Source organism: Streptococcus sp. 4886 (assembly GCF_013276485.1).
Taxonomy (GTDB): Bacteria; Bacillota; Bacilli; order Lactobacillales; family Streptococcaceae; genus Streptococcus.
Genome location: NZ_VMLD01000004.1, coordinates 1 through 22,635, shown reverse-complemented (window position 1 = coordinate 22,635; position 22,635 = coordinate 1). Strand labels below are relative to the sequence as shown.

Sequence of the window (22,635 nt, the reverse complement as noted above, 5' to 3'; positions counted from 1 at the left end):
TACCTTGCAGGATTTTTGCTTCTGATTAGATTAAGCCTTCCAAGAGACCCTTCATAAAGTTTTCTGAGTTAAATTCTCCAATATCATCAATTTTTTCACCAAAACCAATCAATTTTACAGGAATATTGAGTTCTTCTCGGATAGCTAGAACAACACCACCTCGAGCCGTTCCATCAATCTTAGTCAAAACAATTCCAGTTAAAGGTGTGATTTTTGAAAATTCTTTGGCCTGTACAAGAGCGTTTTGACCTGTTGATGCATCCAGAGCCAAGAAGGTTTCATGCGGAGCTTCGGGCACAACACGTTTGATAATACGACCAATCTTTTCTAGCTCGGCCATGAGGTTGTCCTTGTTTTGCAGACGACCAGCGGTATCAATCATGAGAATATCAATACCTTCAGCTACGGCACGTTCCATACCATCAAAGACCACACTGGCTGGGTCAGCTTTATCAGCTCCAGTCACTACTGGAACATCTACACGACGGCCCCATTCAGCTAGCTGGGCTACCGCCCCTGCACGGAAGGTATCTGCCGCAACCAGCATGATCTTCTTCCCAGCTTGTTTGTAGCGGTGGGCTAGTTTCCCGATAGAAGTTGTTTTCCCAACACCATTTACCCCAACAAATAGCATAACTGTCAAACCATCTTGGAAGTGGATACTTTCATCGTAGTTGCCATCCTTTTCATAAAGCTCAACCAATTTCTCAATAATGACACGGCGTAGTGCGTCAGGTTTCTTGGCATTTTCAAGCTTGACTTCGTAGCGTAGCTCCTCGGTTAAGTTAGAAGCGACTTGGACACCAACATCACTCATGATCAGAAGTTCTTCCAGCTCCTCGAAGAATTCTTCATCGACAGAGCGGAAATTGGCAAAGAAGGCATTCAAACGAGCTCCAAAACCTGTACGAGTTTTCTTAAGACTGCGGTCATATTTTTCCTGAACAGTTTCTTCTACCTGAGGCCTTTCTGGTTCAAGCACTTCAGAATTATTTTCTTCTACAGCTTCTATGAACTCAAGATTCTCTTCCTCTTTGATTTCTTCTGAGTTTGGTAATTCTTCTACTTCTCCTTGAGGAACTTCTACAACTGATTCTGAATTATAATTTTCTTCAACTGTGTCTTGGATTTCCTCTTCTTCAAACACAGCTTGTTCAACAATTTCAACCTCTGCTTCTTCTTGAGAAACTTCCTCAGCTTCTGTTAAGGCATGCTCAACATCTTCAGACAAATCAAGATTTTCCAGAGCTTCTTTTACAACTTCTTCGATTTTAGGTTCTTCTTTTTTTCCGAATAGACGGTCAAATAATCCCATATCTTAGTTCTCCTTTAGCACATATTCTTCGATAGCCCAGGCAACAGCTTCTTCATCATTGGTCATTGGAGTCACTACATTTGCGACTGCCTTGACTTCAGGAACAGCGTTTTGCATGGCAACACCGAGTCCTGCCCATTCAATCATAGAAAGGTCATTGGCTTCATCACCACAGGCCATGACTTGGCTTTGGTCGATTCCTAGATGGCTGATTAGTTTTGCCAAACCTGTTGCTTTATGAACATTCTTTGGTGACCACTCTAGCAACATTTCACGTGATTTAAAGATTTCATATTGGTCAAACAATTCTGGAGAAATCTTCTGAATAGCTGCATCCAAGGGTTCTTGAGCAAAGGCAGTCACACATTTATTGTAAGTCGTTTGACTAGATAGGTCTTCAAAGTCCACTGGAACAAAAGTCAAAGCTGGATTAAATTTGGCATAAAGACTTTCTTGGTCCGATTGGATTTGATAAACTGTTCCTTCTGAGATGGCATCAAGAGGCAGTGATAATTTCTCTGTTTCTTCATACAAGCGTGCCACATCATCATATGAAAAGACTGTTTTATCAAGGATTTCTCCTGTATTTTTCTGAACCAAACCACCATTAAAGGTAATCGTATACTCATCTTCCTGACCGTCAGTCCCTAACTCATGGAGAAAGAAGTCCATGGCTTTTAAGGGACGACCAGTTGTCAATACGACCTTGATACCACGATCACGCGCAGCTTTCAAAGTTGCCTTGGTGCGATCCGTCAACCTTTTATCAGTAGTCAGCAAGGTCCCGTCCAAGTCCAATGCAATCAATTTTATATCTACCATTATAAGCCCTCCATATAAGCTATAACCGACTGGTCTTTATGGTGACCAATCACAGTCTCTGCTAATTCTAAAATTTCTGGTCGTGCATTTTCAGGAGCCACAGGATGTCCCACAACCTGCATCATATGCAAATCATTTAGATTGTCTCCAAAAGCCATAACCTGATCCATTGTGATACCAAGTTTTTTAGCTAATTCAACAATAGCCACACCCTTATCGACATAATCCAGAACAATATCAATGGATTCAAAGCCAGTTGTCATGGCCTTAACACCAGGAACATTTTCGTTTACCCAAGCTTCCCCAGCTTCTAGCGTTTCTTCTGTGAAGTTGGTTGTAAATTTGAAAATGTCATCTGTGATATCTTCCAAACTCGCTACTTTTTGGATATTTTCATTATAGTGCTGACTCTCTTTCAAATAGGTCTCATCAACCGTATCTAGAACATAAGAGCCTTTTTTCCCTGTTAAAAGCAGTTTATTGATGTCTACATAAGGTGAAGTTTTCAGCTTTTCAAAAGTTGCCAGATAAAAGTCACGAGACATAGTCGCTTCATACAAGTCCTGACCTCGATATTCTACCAAACTACCATTTTCCGCGATAAAAATAATGTCATCACGAACATCAGCAAATAATTTTTCTAAGGATAGAAATCCGCGCCCTGAAGCCACCGCAAAGTAAATCCCTTTTTCCTTGTAGGAAGCCAAAAGAGACTTGAGGCGGTCCATATCAAAGCGCCCATTCCCATCTAGGAAGGTTCCGTCCATATCTGTTGCTACTAGTTTAATTGTCATCCTTCAATACTTTCTAAATCTTTTAACTTAACCGAAACAATTTTTGAGACACCTGATTCTTGCATGGTCACTCCATAGATAGAATCAGCTGCTGCCATGGTTCCCTTACGGTGGGTTACGACGATAAACTGGCTGTCCTTGTCAAATCGATTGAGGTAATCCCCAAAACGTTTAACATTGGCTTCATCCAGCGCGGCTTCCACCTCATCCAAGATGACAAATGGGATAGTCTTAACTCGAATGATAGAGAAAAGCAAAGCTAGAGCCGACAGGGCTTTTTCCCCACCACTCATAAGGTTGAGAGACTGGATTTTCTTACCTGGTGGTTGGACAGAAATCTCAACCCCAGCTGTCAGCAAGTCTCCCTCAGTCAAGATTAAGTCTGCCTGACCTCCTCCAAACATCTGTTTGAAGGTCACTTTAAAGGACTCACGAATAGCTTCAAAGGTTGATTTAAAGCGTTCCTTGACCTCGTCATTCATCTCTGTAATGGTCTCAAGGAGCAGGTTTTTCGCTGACAAAATGTCATCTCGCTGGATATTTAGGAAATCCAAGCGGCTGTGAACCTCTTCGTACTGGTCAATAGCTTCCAAATTGACAGGACCCAGTGAGCGAATAGCCTTCTCTAAATCCTGCACCTCTTGCTCTGCCAGATTGAGATTTTCCAATTCATGTGCCTTTTCTAGTGCTTCAGTATAGCTAATCTGGTACTGGTCTGTTAATTGGCTTTGTAAATGGCGCAAATACTCGCTGACCTTTTCTTTCTTAGCTTCAGCACGTATTTGCTTGCGAATCCACTCTTCATTCTGCTGGCGAGCCTGGTCCAAATGACTAGCAATATCATCCAGTTGACCTTCAATATCATCTAATTCAAACTGCTTACGAATCAAACCTTGTTGGAGGTTTGTTTTCTGCATTTTGGCTTCTTCCGCCTGTTGACTGAGCAATTCTATATCAACTTTCTCAAGATTGTCAACCTTTTCTTGAAGAAGGCGCTGGATTTCTTCTTGTTCGATATCTAAATTGTCTAATTCCTTGCCTAAACGCTCAATATCAGCTACTTCATAACGCTTTTGTCCTTGCAGTTCAGTCTTAAGCAGGCGAGCCTGCGCTAGCTCTTCCTGCAAGTTTTGATAGCGTTCTTGAATGGCATTTTTGTTGGACTTGATCTCTTCAATCTCAGCTTCCAGATTTTGCTTGTCATTGGCGATTGTAGCAAGGCGCTCTTGACATTTTTCCTTATCCGCTTGCCAATCTCCCTCAGAAAGACGATCTAATTCCTCTTCTTGGAGTTTCCAAAGAGTTTCTAGCTCTTCAACTTGCTGACTGGTCTGCTGATAAGCGAGGGACAAGCCCTGCTCCTGAATACGAGCCTGCTCTCCTTGAGATTTGATGGTTTCTAATGATTCGGTCAATCTAGCCATCTCATCTTGTAAGGTCTTCAAAGCCACTTCTTCTGAACGAAGACTTGCTTCCTCTTCAGCAATTTCTTTTTGTAATTGCTCCAGTTCTGGCTTGATAAAAATGCTGTTATTCTGGCGATCAGCTCCACCTGCATAAGAACCACCTGTGCGCAGCTCTGTCCCATCCAGTGTCACCATACGAACCTGATAACGAACCTGGCGAGCTGCTGCACGCGCATGCTCTACAGTATCAAAAATAGCTGTTGTAGCTAGCAAATTCTTGAAAATAGCTTCCAACCTATTATCGAAAGTAACCAGCTCATCTGCCATGCCCAGAAATCCTGGACTTGCAGCGATAGCATCTTGATTCTGACTAGAAATCGTACGCGCCTTGATCGTTGTCAACGGAAGGAAGGTTGCACGACCGGCTCTGTTGCGCTTTAGGAAATCAATGGCCTTAGTCGCCGCGTTCTCATCCTCTACGATGATATGTTGACTGCTGGCTCCAAGCGCAATCTCTAGTGCAGTTTGATAATGCACATCAAAGGTCAGGTGCTCACTGACTGCACCAATAATTCCACCAAGGCGGGCTTTTTCTTGGAGAACAGTCTTAACACCTGCATAAAAGTTACTGTGATTTCTAAGGATATTTTCCAAACTTTGGGCTCTAGCCTGCTTGTTTTTGAGACTATCCAGACGGTCAAAGAGTTGACTTTGTTGAGCTTGATAGGAAGCTTTCTGCTCCTCTTGCTCCTTGCCAATAGCTTGATAGTCGGCCAATAATTTCTGAACCTGCTCCTTGGCAGTTTCAAGCTCGTCTTTTTGCTGACTAGACTTCTCTTTAGCTGTAGCCAACTGTTCTTTCAGCTTTTCTAGTTGATCTGCTTGTTTTTGAGAAAGCTGACGACTATTTTCCAACTCGTTTTCGATACGGGTCAACTGGTTTGAGACATCTGCTTCTTCCTGTAAAAGCGCCACAAAGCGTTCACGTAAAAGTTCAATCATCTGATCAGGATCATCTGAAAAAGCTAGCAATTCAGCCTCTAAACGATTGAGTTTTTGATTATTTTGAATTAGATTGTGTTCTAATTGTGCCAAGTTCGCTTCTTTTTCAGCCTTTTCCTGACTTAGAGCCTTTTTCTTATCCTCCAAAGCAGCCAAACGAGCTTGCGCTTCCTGTTGATTCAGGGCTACTTGCTCAGATTCTAGTTTCGATAGGGCTAATTTTCTCTCTAAGTCACTAATTAGACTGGTCAAATCCATCAAACTGCCCTGATCTTTGGACATTTCAGCCTGTAAATCTTGGCGTTGCTTTTTAAGAGATTGATTTTCTTCTTCTAATTTTTCACGCTTTTGGTAATAACTAGTCAAGAGTTCCTGAACCTGAGCCAACTCTTCTTCTGTCGACTCTAGTTCAGACTTATTTTCCTTGATTTGAGCAACCAGAACGTCTAAATAAATAGCCTTACGTTGTCCTTCCAAGTCTAAAAACTTACGGGCATTCTCAGCTTGCTTCTCAAGAGGCTTGATTTGATTATCCAACTCGTAGATAATGTCCTCTAAGCGGTCCAGATTATCCTGAGTTTGCTGCAGTTTACTCTCGGTTTCTTTTCTGCGAGTCTTGTATTTTAAAACTCCAGCAGCTTCTTCAAAAATAGCTCGTCGTTCCTCAGGCTTGGAATTAAAAATCTCCTCAACCTTCCCTTGGGAAATAATAGAGAAGGAATCTCGTCCCAATCCAGTATCCAAGAAGAGGTCATGAATATCACGCAGACGGACTTTCTTGCCGTCAATCTTGTATTCGCTATCTCCACTACGATAGATATGGCGTTCCACCCTGATTTCTTGACCTGCATCCTTGATAAATCCGTCATGATTATCCAGAGTCACAACTACAGAAGCATAATTGAGCGGTTTGCGACTTTCTGTTCCAGCAAAGATGACATCTGGCATCTTGCCCCCACGGAGACTCTTAACACTTGACTCCCCCAGGGCCCAACGTAAACTTTCTGTAATATTAGACTTTCCAGATCCATTGGGACCAACGACTGCCGTCACACCTTGGTCAAAGACGACCTTGGTCTTGTCAGCAAAAGACTTGAATCCCTGAATTTCGATTTCCTTTAAATACATGAATCCAGCCCTTTCTCAACGGCATTTTTGGCAGCTTCCTGCTCTGCTAATTTTTTCGAACGACCTTGACCTTGACCAATGCTCTTGCCTTCAACAAGAACTTCTACATCAAAGACCTTATCGTGGGCAGGACCTGTTTCAGAAATCACCTGATAACGGATAGCCACATCGCCATTGACCTGAAGTAACTCTTGGAGATGGGTTTTGTAGTCTGTAATCATCTCAAACTCTCCTGCTTCAACCTTAGGAATCATGACTTGATAGATAAATTCCTTGACCTTGGCCACATCCTTGTCCAAAAGGAGAGCACCAAGAAAGGCTTCAAAGGCATCACCAAGAATGGTGTCACGATTACGACCACCAGATTTTTCTTCCCCTTTACCCAGCTTGATAAACTGGTCAAACTGGCAATCACGCGCAAAACCAGCCAAACTCTCCTCGCGGACAATCATGGCACGTAGTTTAGACAGGTCACCCTCAGGCTTTTTAGGATATTTTTTATACAGATATTCTGAAATCAATAACTGTAGAACAGCGTCTCCTAAAAATTCCAAGCGTTCATTGTGTGAAATTTTTAAGAGGCGGTGCTCATTGGCATAACTCGTATGAGTAAAGGCAGTCTCCAGTAACTTTTTGTCTGCAAATTCGATTGCAAAATGGTTTTTAAGTACAGTTTGTAATTCTTTCATACCAACCTCTTTCTAACTGATAACAGTCCTTTTTATTATATCAAAAAAAGCCCCCTGAGTCACTCTAAAACGGGACTGGAGAGCATTTGGGAATTCTTTAAAAAGAGATTTTCAGTTTTAAGGACCAATTTAGGGCTGTGTAAAGAAAAAAGCCCTATTAAAGGCTTTTTAGGATGTTTACATCCACCCTGAGGGAATCGAACCCCCATCTCAAGAACCGGAATCTTACGTGATATCCATTACACTAAGGGTGGAAACTTGTTTTATTATAACAGAAATTTGCTCTAATAACAAGTTTTTTTCTAGTGAGATAGGCCGTCTTAGTGGGAAGCATCCCCATTCCAAATAGAGTTTTTCACGATCACATAATCAACATGTTTAAGGTCAGCAACCTGACGTCCACCTGCATAAGAAATAGCACTTTGAAGGTCTTGTTCCATCTCAGTCAAAGTATCTTGTAAATGACCTTTTGCAGGAAGCAAGATGCGTTTGCCCTCCACGTTTTTGTAGGCTCCTTTTTGATATTGTGAAGCTGAACCGTAATATTCTTTGAACTGTTCACCATCAACTTCAATCGTTTTCCCTGGACTTTCGATGTGTCCTGCAAAGAGGGAACCAATCATGACCATGCTAGCACCGAAACGGATAGACTTGGCAATATCACCGTGAGTGCGAATCCCTCCATCAGCGATAATCGGTTTACGCGCAGCCTTAGCACACCAGCGTAGAGCAGCCAACTGCCAACCACCTGTACCAAAACCAGTCTTAACCTTGGTAATACAAACCTTACCAGGACCGATTCCGACCTTAGTAGCATCCGCACCAGCATTTTCCAATTCACGCACGGCTTCTGGTGTTCCCACATTTCCAGCAATAACAAAAGTATCTGGCAATTCTTTCTTGATGTGTTGAATCATAGAAATCACGCTATCCGCATGACCATGGGCAATATCAATCGTGATATACTCAGGAGCATCAGCCTTGAGCTGGCTGACAAAATCATACTCATAATCCTTAACACCGACAGAGATAGAAGCAATGAGACCTTGATCGTGCATGCGTTTAATAAAAGGAATGCGCCCTGCCTCATCAAAACGATGCATAATGTAGAAGTAACCACCTTTTGCAAGTTGCTCTGCTACATTTTCATCCAAAATCGTCTGCATATTCGCTGGCACAACAGGTAGTTTAAAGGTGTGCTTTCCTAGAGTGACACTTGTGTCCGCTTCTGCACGGCTTTTAATCACACATTTATTTGGAATCAATTGAATATCTTCGTAATCAAAAATTGGAAATTCATTTAACATATCGATGTCTCGTTTCTTTTGTAATGACCTACCTATGCTCTCGCATCACTACGCCTTTTCCGACGTTTCCTTAATTTATTATAAACCAAAGTACAGTTTTTGTCAAATAATTTTATAAAACAAAATTTATTGTTCGGATTTTCTTGTATGAATAAACAAAAGAAAGAGGAGAGATTATTTTCTCCCCACTTCTTCTCTATACTAATAATACTCGCCCTGACGATAGTCCCATGAGTTAAAGGTGTCTGACAGGTGCATCATAATCTTATCAATGTCAAGCCCTTTACGAATTACAACTGGAGCTGGTGAAGTTGAACGTGCTCCTCCTTGTTCTGGGATGAGTTTGCCGTCCTTATCAACCATAGAGACCATCACACCTTGCTCGTAGCGAGTTTCAATCGTTTTGTCTGGTTGGATAGAAGCAACGTAGTCATCTGCCTCAATGACAAGGTCAACAGCTCCTTCGATGCGTTCTCCGATACCTTCTACCTTACCACGGTTTCCTTTTCCAGATGGGTTAGCTGATGAGGCATAAACCATCTTGCCTTCTTCCCAAAGTTTGGCAGCCAATTGTTCACCAGCTTTCCCAAACTTGATAACAAAACAGCTAGTACCACGCACATCAGTCATCAGCTCTTCACGGCCATCACCGTATGCTTTGAGTTTTTCAAAGGCTTCTGGTTTCCAAGGAAGGATACAACCAAGAAGAATATCTTCATCCCAATGTTTTTGGTAGAAGGCTTCAATTTCTGGGTTGAGTTGTGCTAAGGCGCGAAGCTCATCCATGCTACCGCAGAGAACAACCCCTGGTTTGTTACGGTTACGCTCTTTGGCTGCGAACTTGCGTTCAAGACCTGCCTTATCGCTAGTCATGATGATATAACCAACTTTTGTAGGGCAAACGATACATCCGCCCTCACCTTTTAAAATGTCATAGCCCTCTTGTGAAAGTGTTCCCTTCCATTGAATGTGTTTTGTCATAGTTCTATTTCCTTTTCTATTTTTCTTCTAGTCCTGCCAGTAGGCTGGTCGTTGTTTTTCATATGCAGCAATCAAATCTTCATACTGCAAGGTAATACCAATATCATCCAAACCATTTAAGAGTTTGTGTTTCCATTCGCTATCAATTTCGAAAGTGAATTCTCCAACTGGTGATATGATTTTTTGTTGTTCCAAATCCACAGTTACCTGATCGCTTGGTTTCAAGTGGGCTAGTTTTTCTCGAACCTCTCTGGGCTGAACAATTGGCAACATGCCATTATTGAGTTCGTTATTGTAATGAATATCACCGAAAGATCCTGCAATCACGACCTTAAAACCATAATCTGCTAGGGCCCAAGCTGCATGTTCCCTCGAAGAACCTGCCCCAAAGTTATCCCCTGAGATGAGGATAGTTGCTTTACGATATTCAGGTCTGTTAAAGACAAAGTCTGGATCCTCAGTATACTTATCGTCCAGATAACGCCAAGCATACATAAGGTACTTACCAAAGCCTTTTTTATCAATTAACTTGAGAAACTGCTTGGGTAGGATTTGGTCAGTGTCGATGTTATCATTCATGAGAGGAACGGTCGTTCCCGTATAAACTGTAAATTTCTCCATATCCTCTCCTTACTGGGCTTCTGGCATTTGTCGAACATCTACGAAGCGCCCTGCAATAGCTGCCGCAGCTGCCATGGCTGGACTGCAGAGGTGGGTCTTAGCACCAAAGCCTTGTCTATCTTCAAAGTTGCGGTTGCTTGTTGAGGCGCAGTGGACACCATCAGGAACCTTGTCCGGATTCATTCCTAGGCACATAGAACAACCTGGGTCTCTCCACTCAAAACCAGCATCTAAGAAAACTTTATCCAAGCCTAATTTCTCCGCAGCTCGTTTGACAGGACGAGAGCCTGGGACTACGATAGCCGTTAAGTTAGGAGCAATTTTCTTCCCTTTGACAAATCGAGCAGCCAGTTGTAGGTCGCTGAGTCGAGCATTGGTACATGAACCAATAAAGATATAGCCTAGTTCAATATCAGCTGGCTTTTGACCTGGTGCCAAATCCATGTAATTGTAGGCTCGCTCATCATTCATATCCTTAATTTCTGGGAAGCTACTGTCAAAGTCAACGCCCATAGCAGGATTGGTTCCCCAGGTCACCATGGGAGCCAATCCTGAGACATCCATCTGGATAACCTTATCATAAACGGCATCCTCATCACTGACAATTGTTTTCCAATCAGCCACAGCCTCTTCAAAGTCCTCTGGAACACATTCTCGTCCCTTGAGATAATCATAGGTGGTTTGGTCCGGATTCATGATTCCCATCTTAGATCCAAACTCGATGGACATATTGCAGATGGTCATTCGCTCTTCCATGCTCAGTGCATCAATCGCTTGTCCCCGATATTCCACCACATAGCCAACACCACAGGCAACGCCGTACTTGGCAATCAAGGCTAAAATGTAATCCTTGGAATAAACTCCTTTTTGAGGAACACCTGTAAATTCCACCAGCATTTTCTTGGGTTTGACCTGCCAGAGTGTCTGGGTAGCGAAGACATGCTCGACTTCACTGGTCCCAATTCCAAAAGCGATTGCTCCGAAAGCTCCGTGAGTTGCTGTGTGGCTGTCTCCACAGACGATGAATTTTCCTGGTTGGGTTCGTCCTGTTTCTGGACCAACCATGTGAACGATTCCCTGCTTTTCAGAACCATGGGCCGCATGTTCAATCCCAAACTCCTCAACATTTTCAGCCAGCTTATCAATTTGAGCCTTGGAAATGACATCTCGAATATCGTAGATATTGACCGTCGGGACATTGTGGTCAAAGGTTCCAAATGTCAAGTCTGGCCGTCTCAATCTGCGTCCTGCGTCTCGTAATCCTTGAAAAGCCTGAGGACTGGTCACTTCGTGGATATAGTGCTGGTCCACATACATGAGTTGGGGCTGCCCCTCTTCTCCTGTGATAACATGACGATCCCATAATTTATCAAAAATCGATTTTCCTGTCATCCATTACCTCCAAATAAAATATAAGGCTACTAGTGTGGTCACCATCCCAAGAAACCAAACTATTTTAAAGTACCATTTTCGAGTCTTGTGGTGAAAAGTGATTCCTGCTAACCAAGCACCAAAACCACCACAAGAAAGGGCTAAAATAAGTAAGATTTTCTCAGGGATGCGCCAAACTCTTCTCCTTGCCTTGGATTTGTCAATGCCATAAATCACGAAAATGATGACATTCCAAATCAAAAGAACTAGAGTAATTTTTTCGTCTAACTTCATAACCTTGCAATAATAGCTTCCGTCATTTCCTTAGTCGAAGCTTGTCCACCTATATCTCTTGTTAAAACACCAGCTGCCAAACTTGCCTCAACAGCACGCTCGATACGCTCTGCATCCTCATAACGTCCAAAACTATCTCTCAACATCATGGCAACTGATAAAATCATGGAGATAGGATTTGCAATTCCTTTACCTGCAATATCAGGAGCTGAACCGTGAATGGGCTCATAGAGACTTGGTCCATTTTCAGAATGACTGGCTGATGGCATAACCCCAAGTGTGCCAGATAGAACACTTGATTCATCAGAGAGAATATCTCCAAAAAGATTCTCCGTTACAATAACATCAAACTTGGCAGGATTGGTAATCATAAGCATGGAAGCTGAGTCGACTAGCTGGTGCTCCAAGGTTACATCTGGGAAATCCTGCGCGACTTCCTCAGCTACTTTCCGCCAGAGTTTTGAGGTCGCTAGAACATTTTGCTTATCGATACTAGTAACGATTTTTCTGCGATTTCTTGCAATTTCAAAGGCTTTGCGAATAATCCGCTCCACTTCCTCATAGCTATAGTCGTTGATATCACACGCTTTTCGCTCTTCAAGAATATGATCTCCGAAATAGATTCCACCTGTCAACTCACGCACCACGATAAAGTCCACACCAGCAATTCGTTCCGGTTTGAGAGGTGACAAATGCTTGAGACTGTCAAAGATTTTTACAGGGCGAATATTAGCATAGAGATTGAGTTCCTTACGGAGAGTCAGCAAGCCTTGTTCAGGCCGAACCGCTGCTCCATCATACTGAGGACTACCGATAGCCGCTAGGAGAATGGCATCTGCTTCTCTACTTGCCTTGAGGGTTTCATCAGGTAAGGGATGCCCTGCAGCATCAATACCTGCACCTCCAAAAGGTCGTCTGTCTATTTCATAGACAAAGCCTGTTTTTTTAGCTAGAGCCTCCAGAACCTCTAAACCAGCCTCCATGATTTCTGGGCCAATTCCATCCCCTGCTAGAGCTACTATTTTCTTTGTCATAGTATTCTCCTTTACACACTAGGCATATCGCGATAGGAAACGCTACGTCCCATCTCACCAGCATTCTCTTTTTGAACAAAGGTATTGGCATTGATGTAGGCAATAGCCGAAGCCTTCAACACATCGAAATCAAGACCTGCTGCGTTAAAGATGGTTTCTGTATCTCTGTTTTCAACAGTGACCAAGACCCGAGCTTGAGCATCGATTCCATCCGTCACCGCATCGATAGTGTAGGACACCAAGCGAACGGATTGATTGAAGAATTTGTCAATAGCGTTGAAGATAGCCTCAACAGAACCTTGTCCTGTCGCATTAAATTCGACTTTCTCACCATCCATATTAGCCAGGCTAACAAGCGCTTCAATGTCATTATCTGCATGGGTTTGCAGTTGTAAATCATCAAAATGGAAGCCTTCTGGGTTTTCAATCATAGTTCCAGCGACCAGCGCTCGAATATCTGCATCTGTGATTTCTTGCTTCTTGTCTGCCAGTGCCTTGAACTTAGCAAAGAGTGGTTTGATGTCCTCTTCTGTAAAATCTAGGGCCAATTCTCTTAGTTTCTCAATAAAGGCATGGCGACCTGACAATTTTCCAAGCGGAAGACTGTTACTCTTGACACCGACCAATTCAGGAGTGATGATTTCATAAGTGAGAGGATTTTTAAGAACTCCATCTTGGTGAATACCAGATTCATGAGAAAAGGCATTACCACCAACCACAGCCTTGTTTTTAGGAACTGGAATTCCTGAGAAGCGAGAAACCATTTCTGACGTATTGATTGTCTCATTTAGGACAATACTGGTTTCTGCTTGGTAGTAATCTTGGCGAATATTGAGGGCTACTGCAATTTCTTCCAAGGCAGCATTTCCAGCTCTCTCCCCAATACCGTTGATAGTTCCTTCAACACGTCCTGCCCCATTCTTGACGGCAGCAAGGCTATTAGCTACTGCCATTCCGAGGTCATCATGACAGTGTGGTGAATAGATAATCTGACGATCTGTATTGACATTCTCAATCAAGTGTTTGAAGATAGCTCCGTATTCCTCTGGTGTGGTGAATCCTACCGTGTCAGGGATATTGATATAAGTTGCACCTGCATCGACCGCTGTTTGAACAACTTGCAAGAGGAAATCCAACTCTGTTCTGGTCGCATCCTCTGGAGAGAATTCGACCACTTCAAACTTAGAACGGGCATAAGAAACATGCTCCTTAATAGCTTCCAAAATCTCTTCCTTGCTCTTATTGAGCTTATACTTGCGGTGAATGGGACTGGTAGCGATAAAGACGTGAACCTGTGGATATTTGGCATCCTTGAGGGCTTCGTAACAAGCATCAATATCAGACTTGACCGAACGTGCTAATCCAGTCACCGCTGTTTTCTTCAAGACTTTAGCAATCTCCTGCACTGCTGTGAATGAATCAGGACTCGCCGCCGGAAAACCAGCTTCTATGGCTGAAATGCCCCATTTCTCCAGCTGCCTTGCTATGGCAATTTTTTCTTTGATTGAAAAGTTAACACCGGGTGTCTGCTCTCCATCCCGAAGGCTGGTATCTAGAAATTCAACTGTTCGCATAAGATTTCCCCTTTTCCAAATGTGATTTTAAAAAAACATCTCGCTCAGAAACCCAAGCGAGATGTTGATTTACTCCCGCTTGGTAAGCCAAACAGGACTAATGCTTTTTGCACTAGCCCGAGTACCTCAACAACAAAGCAAATTGATTAAACTTAGCTGTTTTCATGTTTGACTTTCTCCTTCGTTTGATATCTTGTTTAGTATTTTAGCATAGGCAAAAGCACTTGTCAAGAAAAAATCCAATATTTTCTGAAAATTTCTTCAGTAGAGAATATTTAGCTAATTGAAAGTTATTGAAAATCCTTGAAATATTTCATTTTTTAGAAGTTAAATTCCAGCTTCTTTCTATCAATTCCAGTACCATTTCATCTGACAACGTATCATCAAAAGCCACACTAATCCAGTAGCGTTTGTTCATATGAAAAGCTGGATAAATACCCTTTTGTGAAAGCAGGTCCACTACTTGATCATGTTTGAGGTTGACTGCTTCGACTAAACCTTCTCTACCCTTTTCCAGCTTATCCCAAGAGATTTTCATCAAAACAGCATACCACTTTTTATTGCCTTCATGTCTTAAGACTGCCGTATCAGGTGATTTCTCCCACAGATATTCCAACTGATTACCATATTTTTCCTGAATCTGAGCCATGATACGCTTAGTCTGAGGACAGATAAAATCTTGCACATCAAAACAAACCTTCCGAATCTGGTAGAGAATCTCCAGACAAGCCTCACGGACACTTGCAACAAAACTTCCTGTCATACTTTCCATATGAACTTGAGGATAGAGGTCGCCCGTTTCCTGATCAAAGACCTGAAAACTCACATTATCAGTAGTGATGGAGACTGTCATGACAAAGTCACCCTGCAAAATCTTGGAGCTATAATTCCAGACTTCCCCATTTTCTACAAAACCATAGGCATGAGCTTTTTCTTTATTAAACTGATAGGATTTAAAAATTTCAAACATAAGTGAAAACTGCTACCCAAAGCTAGCAGTTCCTTTCTATTTTTTAAAAGACAACCTTAGTTCCATGCAATTGAGTCACGCCTAGCTGATCGATAAAGGTTTGACGGTTGTCAAGGTCAATCCCTCCACCAGGTAGAATTTCAATTTTACCTTTAGCGTGCTCTAAAATTCTGTGATAGTGAGCAAAGCGTTTTTCTAAGGAGTCACCAGACACACCAGCACGAGTTAGGATACGAGTGACACCGGCTTGGCTGAGCCAGTCAATAGCCTCCAACTGCTCTTCATCACTCAATTCATCAAAGGCCATGTGGAAGACAATTTCCATTCCTTTTGATGCAGCAATTAACTTTTCAAGATTAGGCTTATCCAACTTCTTATCAGCAGTTAAGGTACCAAATACAACCCCTTGACTTCCAGCCTGAGCAGTCAAGCGAATGTCTTCTAGCATAATAGCAATTTCCATATCATTATAGACAAAGTCGCCACCACGTGGGCGAATCATGGTCATGATGGTCGTATCATAGTTAGCTGCCAGTTCAACTGCTGCCTTAGTTACTCCATAGCTTGGTGTTGTCCCACCAACTGCTAGATTATCACAGAGTTCGATTCGACGAGCTCCAGCCTCCATAGCTTTTTCAAGCAAGGTCACATTTTCAGCACAAAATTCGTAAACCATTTGATTCTCCTTGAAGATTACTTTAAATTTATTATATCATATTATTGTGAATATGCTTTCAATTTTATCAAGGGAAATAGTTACAAATTTTACTTATTCTTTGTCTGGAATAACCTTAAAGAGATAATAGGTGATAAAGATGGTCAAAGCACCCAGACTGATTTTGACTGGTAAGAGAGGGGCAAAATAAATGGAAATTCCCATCAAGATGTAGATGGATACGATGATTTTTTTCTTACGTTCACGCGCAATTGACTTGGTTTCCCGAAAATCAGCTACATATGTTTGATAGAGCTTGGTATGATAAAGCCAGTCTTCGAAACGTTTGGAACTTCTGGAGAAACAAGCAATAGACAACAAAAGGAAAGGCGTTGTCGGCAACAAGGGCAAGACAACCCCAATAATAGCCAAAGCCAGTGATAAAAAACCAATTATCAGATAGATAAGACGCATAACTACTCCTAATTAATACTCTTCGAAAATCTCTTCGAAAAACGTCAACGTCGCCTTACCGTAGGTATGGTTCCTGACTTCGTCAGTCTTATCTGCAACCTCAAAGCAGTACTTTGAGCAACCTGCGGCTAGTTTCCTAGTTTGCTCTTTGATTTTCATTGAGTATAAAATAATCTTCTTCTAGTTTCGCATAAAATGATGAATTTTGTCAAGTTCCAACCAAAAGAGCCTGAAATTCACTTTCAGGACTCTCTTCTTATTTAATCTTTTCTTCTTCGTAGTCACCCTTGCTACAAACAATCTGCTTGCCGCCACCACGGACTTTTTTCTCCATGAGGAAATTGCCACATTTTGGACAGTCACGACCAACAGGCTTGTCCCAAGAAGTAAATTCACAGTCTGGATAGCGATTGCAACCATAGAAGAGGCGGTTACGCTTGGTTTTACGCTCAATAATTTGTCCCTGATGACAACTTGGACACTCAACACCGATTTCTTTCACGATTGCTTGGGTATGACGGCAATCTGGGAAATTGCTACAAGCGTAGAACTTACCAAAACGACCAAGTTTAATGACCATTGGACTGCCACACACTTCACAGTCAAATCCAGCTGGTTCATCCTTGATCTGGATTTTTTCCATTTCTTCTTCAGCCTTGGCGACTTCTTTAGAGAATGGTTTGTAAAAGGCGTCTATAACACGTTGCCACTGCTCTTTTCCGACTTCGACATCATCTAGTTTGCCTTCCATTTCAGCTGTGAAGGTTACGTTTACGATATCTGGGAAATATTCAACGATGAGCTTATTAACAATTTCTCCCAACTCTGTTGGTTCAAAACGTTTGGCTACAAGGCGAACATAATAACGTTTCTGAATAGTTTCAATGGTCGGTGCGTAGGTTGACGGACGTCCAACTCCATTTTCCTCCAAAGTCTTAATCAGTGTCGCTTCAGAATAGCGAGCAGGCGGTTGAGTGAAATGTTGCTCTGGTTTGCTATTAACCTGCTTGACCACATCTCCAACAACCATGTCCGGTAACATCTTATTCTTGTCAGAATCATTATAAATGGCAAGATAACCATCAAACTTAACCTGACTACCATTAGCAGCAAATTGGACCCCATTTTGAGATAATTTAACAGCCATGGTATCAAAGACAGCAGCTGTCATCTGGCTAGCCACAAAACGATTCCAGATAAGGGTATAAAGCTTGAGCTGATCCTTGTCCAGATACTTAGCGATGCTTTCAGGTGTATTAAAGACACTAGACGGACGAATCGCCTCGTGGGCATCCTGAGCTCCAGAAGCATTTTTGACCTTGCTACCATGCTTAGAATACTTGCTACCAAAACGGTCCGTAATGAAACTTGCTGCTTCGTTCTGCGCTACTGGACTGATACGAGTCGAATCGGTACGCATATAGGTAATCAAACCTTGCACACCAGAACCGATATTGATCCCTTCATAGAGCTGTTGGGCAACCATCATGGTCTTTCGAGTACGGAAGTTAATTTTATTGGCAGCATCCATCTGCATAGATGAAGTAGTATAGGGTAATGGAGCATTGCGCTTGCGCTCTTTCTTATCTACCTGATCCACTGAAAAGTCTTTACTAGTCAGACGAGACATAACTTCCTTGACCTCGTCATTACTAGTCAGTTTCAGCTTTTTGCCATCTACTCCATAGAAGGAAGCCTGAAATTGCTTGGTTCCCTTTTTAAAGACAGCATCAATTGTCCAGTATTCCTCTGGCTGGAAGGCATTGATTTCATTCTCACGGTCAATGATTAACTTAAGAGCAATAGATTGAACACGACCAGCTGACAAGCCTTTCTTGACCTTTTTCCATAAAATAGGCGAAATCGAATAGCCTACCAAGCGGTCCAAGACACGACGAGCCTGTTGGGCATCTACCAAGTCCATATCAATCTTGCGCGGTTCTTTAAAAGCATTTTTGACTGCATCCTTGGTGATTTCATTGAAGACCACACGGTTGGCATCATTTTCATCCAAGTTGAGAATATGGGCCAAATGCCAAGAAATCGCTTCTCCTTCACGGTCCGGGTCACTCGCCAGAAAAACTTTATTAGCTTTTTTAGCTTCTTTTTTCAAGTCATTGATAAGAGGACCTTTTCCTCGGATATTGATATATTGCGGTTCATAATTATTTTCAATATCAACGGACATACTGGATTTCTTCAAATCACGGATATGCCCGACACTGGCTAGAACCTTGTAGTTTCTGCCTAGATATTTTTCAATCGTTTTCGCCTTAGCAGGCGACTCCACGATGACTAGATTTTTTTTAACTGTTGATTTTTTCTTTTTTGTTGCCGTAGCCACAGTATCACACCTTTTCAAAGTAATAAACTTTATAAAGTGTAAACCATTTTTTGAACCCTGTCAAGACTTAGCTACTATAATAGAAGAAAAGTTTTATGCTTAAGACCTCAGTCTTCCTTTGATATACATAGAAGACTCACGAGAGAAACCAGCTATTCTCAAGAAATTATTGCTCCTCAGACTCTGTATCAAATTTATTGGCTTTTTCCTTTTCTTTTGCTTCCTTATCCTTGATATACTGGAAGAAATACTCTACCAGTTCTTCCTTGCTAAGTTGTTCTGAATCAGACAATTGTGAAACTTGAACAGAAACATCACTTAAACCATAGTCCCCCCTCTTACTGGAAATCATATCGAGTTCTTCTTCTGTCAAATAATTTCCTGAAATGGTTAGCTTTAGGGTATGATTCTTTTTAGAATAGGTTTTTTTCAAAATATTATGCCCCTGAAACTGCTCTGATATAAATTTATTAAGGGACTCTTTTTTCAATGTTTCTTTCACTAAAGTCGTTGCAGAGATGAAACTCGGAATCATCAGCAAAACAGCAACTAAAAGCAAAATCCTGCGCATTTTAGAGTCTTCTTCATTATCTCTAAAATAGTGCTTCTTAACCATCATCAACCTGACACCTATATAAGTCGCAATGACAATAAAGCTACAATTGATGAGGAATAGGTAAGAGGAGCCTATGATAAATTTTAGATTAGCAGAAGCAATAGCGTAACCTACCGTACAAAGAGGAGGCATCAAGGCAGTTGCAATCGCGACACCAGGGACAATATTATTGGTCTCTTTTTTCCTAGCACCAATAATACCAGCTATCCCTCCTACAAAAGCAATGAGAACATCCCAAATAGTCGGAGAGGTTCTAGCAACAATCTCCGAACTAGCATACGAAATGGGAGAAAGATAAAAATAAAGTGTTGAAGCTATTAAACTGGCAAGAATTTGAATAGCTAATATTTTAAAAGATTTTCTTAACAATTTAAAATCAAATATAGCTAGAGAGAGTCCCACTCCCAGAATAGGTGTCATCAAAGGAGAGATTAACATGGCTCCAATAATCACGGGAGTCGAATCCATATTTAATCCGATAGAGGCGATAAGCATGGCACATAGTAAAATCGCTAAATCACTTCTGGAGAGTTCTAATTCTTCATATATTTTATTTCTAAATTCTACCAACGAATACAGTTTATTATTTGTCACAAATATCTTCCTTTCCTAGCTAACTAGTCGCTAATACTCTTCGAAAATCTCTTCAAACCACGTCAGCTTCACCTTGCCGTATAGATGTTACTGACTTCGTCAGTTCTATCTGCAACCTCAAAACAGTGTTTTGAGCTGACTTCGTCAGTCTTATCTACAACCTCAAAGCAGTGCTTTAAGCAACCTGCGGCTAGCTTCCTAGTTTGCTCTTTGATTTTCATTGAGTATAAAATCCTAACAAACTCAATGCTTTAGTAGTCTGATATGCCAATCTCATGAGGTCTTTTTATCATTTTCCATCATATCCTGACGCAAATGTCTACTGCTATCTCTCATCAGCTTCATTTCTAGTAAATGAAAATCAAACTCGGAAACTAACCGTAGCTTGCTCAAAACACAACAAGACAAAGCTGAGCTGACGTAAAAAGATTTTCGAAGAGTATCATCATCAATTTCAGACCATTTTTTATAATAACCATTTTATTTTTATCTGTCAAGGTCTTTAAATTCTTTCTTAAACAAGCCTTGTAATCTCTACTTTTGAAGAATTTATTTTTCCTTACTGGCAATACTTGAGACGATACTGCTCCCTGATAATAAGCTGACCAAGATTAGTCACAAGCAACTCTCCTTTCTCAATTACACTAAATTGCTTTCCTTCCTATGAGAAAAGTCCCCCACTCTACTGATTCACTTAGAAAAAATGCATAATATCAAGTGATGAAAACCTGATAGGATGCGTTTTATTGTGGGGATATTTACTTCATTTTATCTTGAAATTAATTTTTTCTCAGAATTCTAGCTTAGGTCATTTTTAAAATTCAAATTCCGCAAGAACATCTTGCCCACTGGTGACCAATTTTGCCCCTTCTTGAATCAAATGATGGCAACCGTCTGATAGTCCATCTAAAATGCTACCAGGTATAGCAAAGACATCGCGCCCTTCCTCCATTGCTCTCTCACAGGTAATGAGACTACCTGAGCGCATCTTGGCCTCTGCTACAATCACACCACGGCAAAGTCCAGCAATAATGCGATTACGGGCAGGAAAATGAAATTTCAGAGGTTGTTCACCAGGTCCATACTCACTGAGAATCAGATGATCATTGCCGATGTGGTCTTGCAAGCGTTTATTGGCTTTAGGATAAAACACATCCAGTCCTGTTCCAATCACTGCAATGGTTTTTCCGCCATTCTGGAGAGCTGCCATATGAGCTGCTGTGTCAATGCCCTTGGCTAATCCACTGACGATAACCAGTTCATTTTCCAAGCCCTGAATGACTTTTTCAACTGACTTAGCGCCCTGTTTGCTACAAGCACGACTTCCTACGACTGCTACCTTCGGGAATTTCAAGAGGTCCAGATTTCCCTTGTAAAATAAAAGCACAGGCGCGTCGTATATTTCACTCAAATCCCAAGGATAACAGTCGTCTAAAATAGAGAAAGATGGAAATTTTTGAAATTCTTTCTCCAAATGCGAATCATCTATCTGAAAATAACGTTCCATAAAAACGGCTGGATTTCGGCAACCTGATATATCTGCAATGTCACCCAACAAAAGTTCTTGATCAACACTTTCACCGTATTCTAGCACTTTCAAAATCTGTTGATTGCTCAAACCTGATTTTTTTAACTTATAGATTTCATAGTTTGTGATTTTCATAAATAGCTCCATTTCTTTTTCTACTCATCTATTTATTCGTAAAAAATTTGTAAAAAATAAAAAAACATCTGACTATTTGTAATCCCCCAATAATGAAGTATATTGAAAAATCTCCAGACTAGTGAACTCACTGATAGTTCCTAATCTGGAGATTTTATTATTTCCTCATCATAGCTACAAAGCTACTCACTCAGTTCCTGAAAGTAGTGTTTTCTTCAAAACTAGACTTCTTCTTTGAGTTGACTGAGAACAGTCTTGATTTCAGAAATTAGTTCTGCTTCTTTTTGAGAATCTTTTTGATGGCTATCTACAAAGAGTCGTGCTTCATCAGCTAATTTCTTAGCCTTGTTTAGAACTTTTTTATCCTTGTCGCTAGCCTCTAGCTCAACTACAAGCTGGTGCAATTCTCTTGAAAGCTTATCTAGTTGAGAGGATTTTTTACGAGCTACTGCAAAGAGGAGAGCTCCTAGAAGAGAAAGAACTGCAGCTCCTAAGACACCATATAGAGGGACTTCTGTCTCATTTTTAGCTCCCTTGGTACTTTCTGCTTCTTTATTTAAGTTTGACGCAGACTGACTCTTATCAGCTGATGTGCCAGTTTGTAGAGAATTGAGAACCTGTCTAACTTTAGCAAGGAGGTCTGCCAATTCTTGAGCTGTTAAGTTTTCATTATCAAGAGCTGCTTGCGCCTCTCCCAAAATACGCTGTGCTTCTTCAAGTACTTCAGGAGATAGACCTGCTAAGTCTTGCAAGCGACGTTCCAGATCCTCTACCAGAGTACGAAGTTCTGACTTGTCCACAGTCGTTGGGTTTGTACCTGTTTGGGAATTCCCTACAAATCCTACACTTCTACGAGCACGGCGCGGAGGAGTTCTGCGATTTCTTGTAGCAGATGGCGGAGTCACAGGACTTGTCCCAGACTGAGCTGTATCCGAAGGAGAAGCTGGTGTTTGGCTACCATTCTTATCAACATTTCTCAAG

Annotated in this window: 20 protein-coding genes, 1 tRNA gene and 1 pseudogene; all 22 read right to left on the bottom strand. The window is 41.5% G+C overall.

All coding sequences use genetic code 11. The annotated features are described in order from the left end of the window. Nucleotides 1-25: 25 nt before the first annotated feature. Nucleotides 26-1,315, bottom strand: a complete 1,290-nt coding sequence (ftsY, locus tag HT679_RS01635; RefSeq protein ID WP_173212533.1) for a signal recognition particle-docking protein FtsY — start codon at nt 1,313-1,315, stop codon at nt 26-28. 3 nt (nt 1,316-1,318) lie between these two features. Then, complete coding sequence (locus HT679_RS01630; RefSeq protein ID WP_055386921.1) at nt 1,319-2,137, bottom strand: Cof-type HAD-IIB family hydrolase; 819 nt, start codon at nt 2,135-2,137, stop codon at nt 1,319-1,321. Then, complete coding sequence (locus HT679_RS01625) at nt 2,137-2,931, bottom strand: HAD family hydrolase (RefSeq protein WP_173212532.1); 795 nt, start codon at nt 2,929-2,931, stop codon at nt 2,137-2,139. The genes HT679_RS01630 and HT679_RS01625 overlap by 1 nt, the downstream gene beginning before the upstream one ends. Continuing rightward, on the bottom strand, nt 2,928-6,467 hold the full coding sequence (gene smc, locus HT679_RS01620) for a chromosome segregation protein SMC (RefSeq protein WP_173212531.1): 3,540 nt from the start codon (nt 6,465-6,467) through the stop codon (nt 2,928-2,930). The genes HT679_RS01625 and smc overlap by 4 nt, the downstream gene beginning before the upstream one ends. Then, a complete protein-coding gene (rnc, locus tag HT679_RS01615; RefSeq protein ID WP_000661480.1) occupies nt 6,458-7,156 on the bottom strand; it encodes a ribonuclease III in 699 nt (232 codons plus the stop codon). The genes smc and rnc overlap by 10 nt, the downstream gene beginning before the upstream one ends. 182 nt (nt 7,157-7,338) lie before the next feature. Continuing rightward, nucleotides 7,339-7,410: transfer RNA gene (locus HT679_RS01610), tRNA-Arg, on the bottom strand. Between the two features lie 66 nt (nt 7,411-7,476). Then, the gene (locus HT679_RS01605) at nt 7,477-8,463 is read right to left on the bottom strand and encodes a GMP reductase (RefSeq protein ID WP_049546505.1); all 987 of its coding nucleotides are present in this window, start codon (nt 8,461-8,463) and stop codon (nt 7,477-7,479) included. A gap of 201 nt (nt 8,464-8,664) precedes the next feature. Further along, nucleotides 8,665-9,444, bottom strand: coding sequence for a Sua5/YciO/YrdC/YwlC family protein (locus tag HT679_RS01600; RefSeq protein WP_081571444.1), 780 nt, complete (start codon nt 9,442-9,444; stop codon nt 8,665-8,667). Between the two features lie 27 nt (nt 9,445-9,471). Beyond that, entirely contained in the window at nt 9,472-10,065 is a 594-nt protein-coding gene (gene leuD, locus HT679_RS01595; protein WP_173212529.1) for a 3-isopropylmalate dehydratase small subunit, read from the bottom strand. Between the two features lie 9 nt (nt 10,066-10,074). After that, nucleotides 10,075-11,457 (bottom strand): 3-isopropylmalate dehydratase large subunit, encoded by a 1,383-nt coding sequence (gene leuC, locus HT679_RS01590; protein WP_173212527.1) that lies wholly within the window; start codon nt 11,455-11,457, stop codon nt 10,075-10,077. 3 nt (nt 11,458-11,460) lie between these two features. After that, the gene (locus HT679_RS01585) at nt 11,461-11,730 is read right to left on the bottom strand and encodes a DUF1294 domain-containing protein (RefSeq protein WP_173212525.1); all 270 of its coding nucleotides are present in this window, start codon (nt 11,728-11,730) and stop codon (nt 11,461-11,463) included. Next, nucleotides 11,727-12,764, bottom strand: a complete 1,038-nt coding sequence (leuB, locus tag HT679_RS01580) for a 3-isopropylmalate dehydrogenase (protein ID WP_173212523.1) — start codon at nt 12,762-12,764, stop codon at nt 11,727-11,729. The genes HT679_RS01585 and leuB overlap by 4 nt, the downstream gene beginning before the upstream one ends. An 11-nt stretch (nt 12,765-12,775) precedes the next feature. Continuing rightward, nucleotides 12,776-14,338 carry a 2-isopropylmalate synthase gene (locus HT679_RS01575; protein ID WP_001261084.1) on the bottom strand — a complete coding sequence of 521 codons (1,563 nt, stop codon included), beginning with the start codon at nt 14,336-14,338 and terminating at the stop codon, nt 12,776-12,778. 313 nt (nt 14,339-14,651) lie between these two features. Further along, on the bottom strand, nt 14,652-15,308 hold the full coding sequence (locus HT679_RS01570; RefSeq protein ID WP_173212520.1) for an MmcQ/YjbR family DNA-binding protein: 657 nt from the start codon (nt 15,306-15,308) through the stop codon (nt 14,652-14,654). Nucleotides 15,309-15,351: 43 nt separating this feature from the next. Next, on the bottom strand, nt 15,352-15,984 hold the full coding sequence (locus tag HT679_RS01565) for a copper homeostasis protein CutC (protein ID WP_173212518.1): 633 nt from the start codon (nt 15,982-15,984) through the stop codon (nt 15,352-15,354). 93 nt (nt 15,985-16,077) lie between these two features. Next, nucleotides 16,078-16,437, bottom strand: a complete 360-nt coding sequence (locus HT679_RS01560) for a YbaN family protein (RefSeq protein WP_001237210.1) — start codon at nt 16,435-16,437, stop codon at nt 16,078-16,080. Nucleotides 16,438-16,449: 12 nt separating this feature from the next. After that, nucleotides 16,450-16,596 carry a hypothetical protein gene (locus HT679_RS11225; protein WP_000693333.1) on the bottom strand — a complete coding sequence of 49 codons (147 nt, stop codon included), beginning with the start codon at nt 16,594-16,596 and terminating at the stop codon, nt 16,450-16,452. Nucleotides 16,597-16,693: 97 nt separating this feature from the next. Then, the gene (gene topA / locus HT679_RS01550) at nt 16,694-18,781 is read right to left on the bottom strand and encodes a type I DNA topoisomerase (protein WP_173212517.1); all 2,088 of its coding nucleotides are present in this window, start codon (nt 18,779-18,781) and stop codon (nt 16,694-16,696) included. 166 nt (nt 18,782-18,947) lie between these two features. Then, complete coding sequence (locus HT679_RS01545) at nt 18,948-19,991, bottom strand: TIGR00341 family protein (RefSeq protein WP_173212514.1); 1,044 nt, start codon at nt 19,989-19,991, stop codon at nt 18,948-18,950. Between the two features lie 68 nt (nt 19,992-20,059). Beyond that, entirely contained in the window at nt 20,060-20,212 is a 153-nt protein-coding gene (locus HT679_RS11220; RefSeq protein ID WP_240149563.1) for a hypothetical protein, read from the bottom strand. Nucleotides 20,213-20,805: 593 nt separating this feature from the next. Continuing rightward, nucleotides 20,806-21,654, bottom strand: a complete 849-nt coding sequence (dprA, locus tag HT679_RS01535) for a DNA-processing protein DprA (protein WP_173212512.1) — start codon at nt 21,652-21,654, stop codon at nt 20,806-20,808. Nucleotides 21,655-21,875: 221 nt separating this feature from the next. Then, nucleotides 21,876-22,635: pseudogene (locus HT679_RS01530) on the bottom strand (hypothetical protein); the annotation flags it as partial.

What these genes read in the sequence shown, in the direction of transcription:
- ftsY (WP_173212533.1), bottom strand. Translation starts at nt 1,315, where the DNA reads ATGGGATTATTTGACCGTCTATTCGGAAAAAAAGAAGAACCTAAAATC.
- HT679_RS01630 (WP_055386921.1), bottom strand. Translation starts at nt 2,137, where the DNA reads ATGGTAGATATAAAATTGATTGCATTGGACTTGGACGGGACCTTGCTG.
- HT679_RS01625 (WP_173212532.1), bottom strand. Translation starts at nt 2,931, where the DNA reads ATGACAATTAAACTAGTAGCAACAGATATGGACGGAACCTTCCTAGAT.
- smc (WP_173212531.1), bottom strand. Translation starts at nt 6,467, where the DNA reads ATGTATTTAAAGGAAATCGAAATTCAGGGATTCAAGTCTTTTGCTGAC.
- rnc (WP_000661480.1), bottom strand. Translation starts at nt 7,156, where the DNA reads ATGAAAGAATTACAAACTGTACTTAAAAACCATTTTGCAATCGAATTT.
- HT679_RS01605 (WP_049546505.1), bottom strand. Translation starts at nt 8,463, where the DNA reads ATGTTAAATGAATTTCCAATTTTTGATTACGAAGATATTCAATTGATT.
- HT679_RS01600 (WP_081571444.1), bottom strand. Translation starts at nt 9,444, where the DNA reads ATGACAAAACACATTCAATGGAAGGGAACACTTTCACAAGAGGGCTAT.
- leuD (WP_173212529.1), bottom strand. Translation starts at nt 10,065, where the DNA reads ATGGAGAAATTTACAGTTTATACGGGAACGACCGTTCCTCTCATGAAT.
- leuC (WP_173212527.1), bottom strand. Translation starts at nt 11,457, where the DNA reads ATGACAGGAAAATCGATTTTTGATAAATTATGGGATCGTCATGTTATC.
- HT679_RS01585 (WP_173212525.1), bottom strand. Translation starts at nt 11,730, where the DNA reads ATGAAGTTAGACGAAAAAATTACTCTAGTTCTTTTGATTTGGAATGTC.
- leuB (WP_173212523.1), bottom strand. Translation starts at nt 12,764, where the DNA reads ATGACAAAGAAAATAGTAGCTCTAGCAGGGGATGGAATTGGCCCAGAA.
- HT679_RS01575 (WP_001261084.1), bottom strand. Translation starts at nt 14,338, where the DNA reads ATGCGAACAGTTGAATTTCTAGATACCAGCCTTCGGGATGGAGAGCAG.
- HT679_RS01570 (WP_173212520.1), bottom strand. Translation starts at nt 15,308, where the DNA reads ATGTTTGAAATTTTTAAATCCTATCAGTTTAATAAAGAAAAAGCTCAT.
- HT679_RS01565 (WP_173212518.1), bottom strand. Translation starts at nt 15,984, where the DNA reads ATGGTTTACGAATTTTGTGCTGAAAATGTGACCTTGCTTGAAAAAGCT.
- HT679_RS01560 (WP_001237210.1), bottom strand. Translation starts at nt 16,437, where the DNA reads ATGCGTCTTATCTATCTGATAATTGGTTTTTTATCACTGGCTTTGGCT.
- HT679_RS11225 (WP_000693333.1), bottom strand. Translation starts at nt 16,596, where the DNA reads ATGAAAATCAAAGAGCAAACTAGGAAACTAGCCGCAGGTTGCTCAAAG.
- HT679_RS11220 (WP_240149563.1), bottom strand. Translation starts at nt 20,212, where the DNA reads ATGAAAATCAAAGAGCAAACTAGGAAGCTAGCCGCAGGTTGCTTAAAG.
- dprA (WP_173212512.1), bottom strand. Translation starts at nt 21,654, where the DNA reads ATGAAAATCACAAACTATGAAATCTATAAGTTAAAAAAATCAGGTTTG.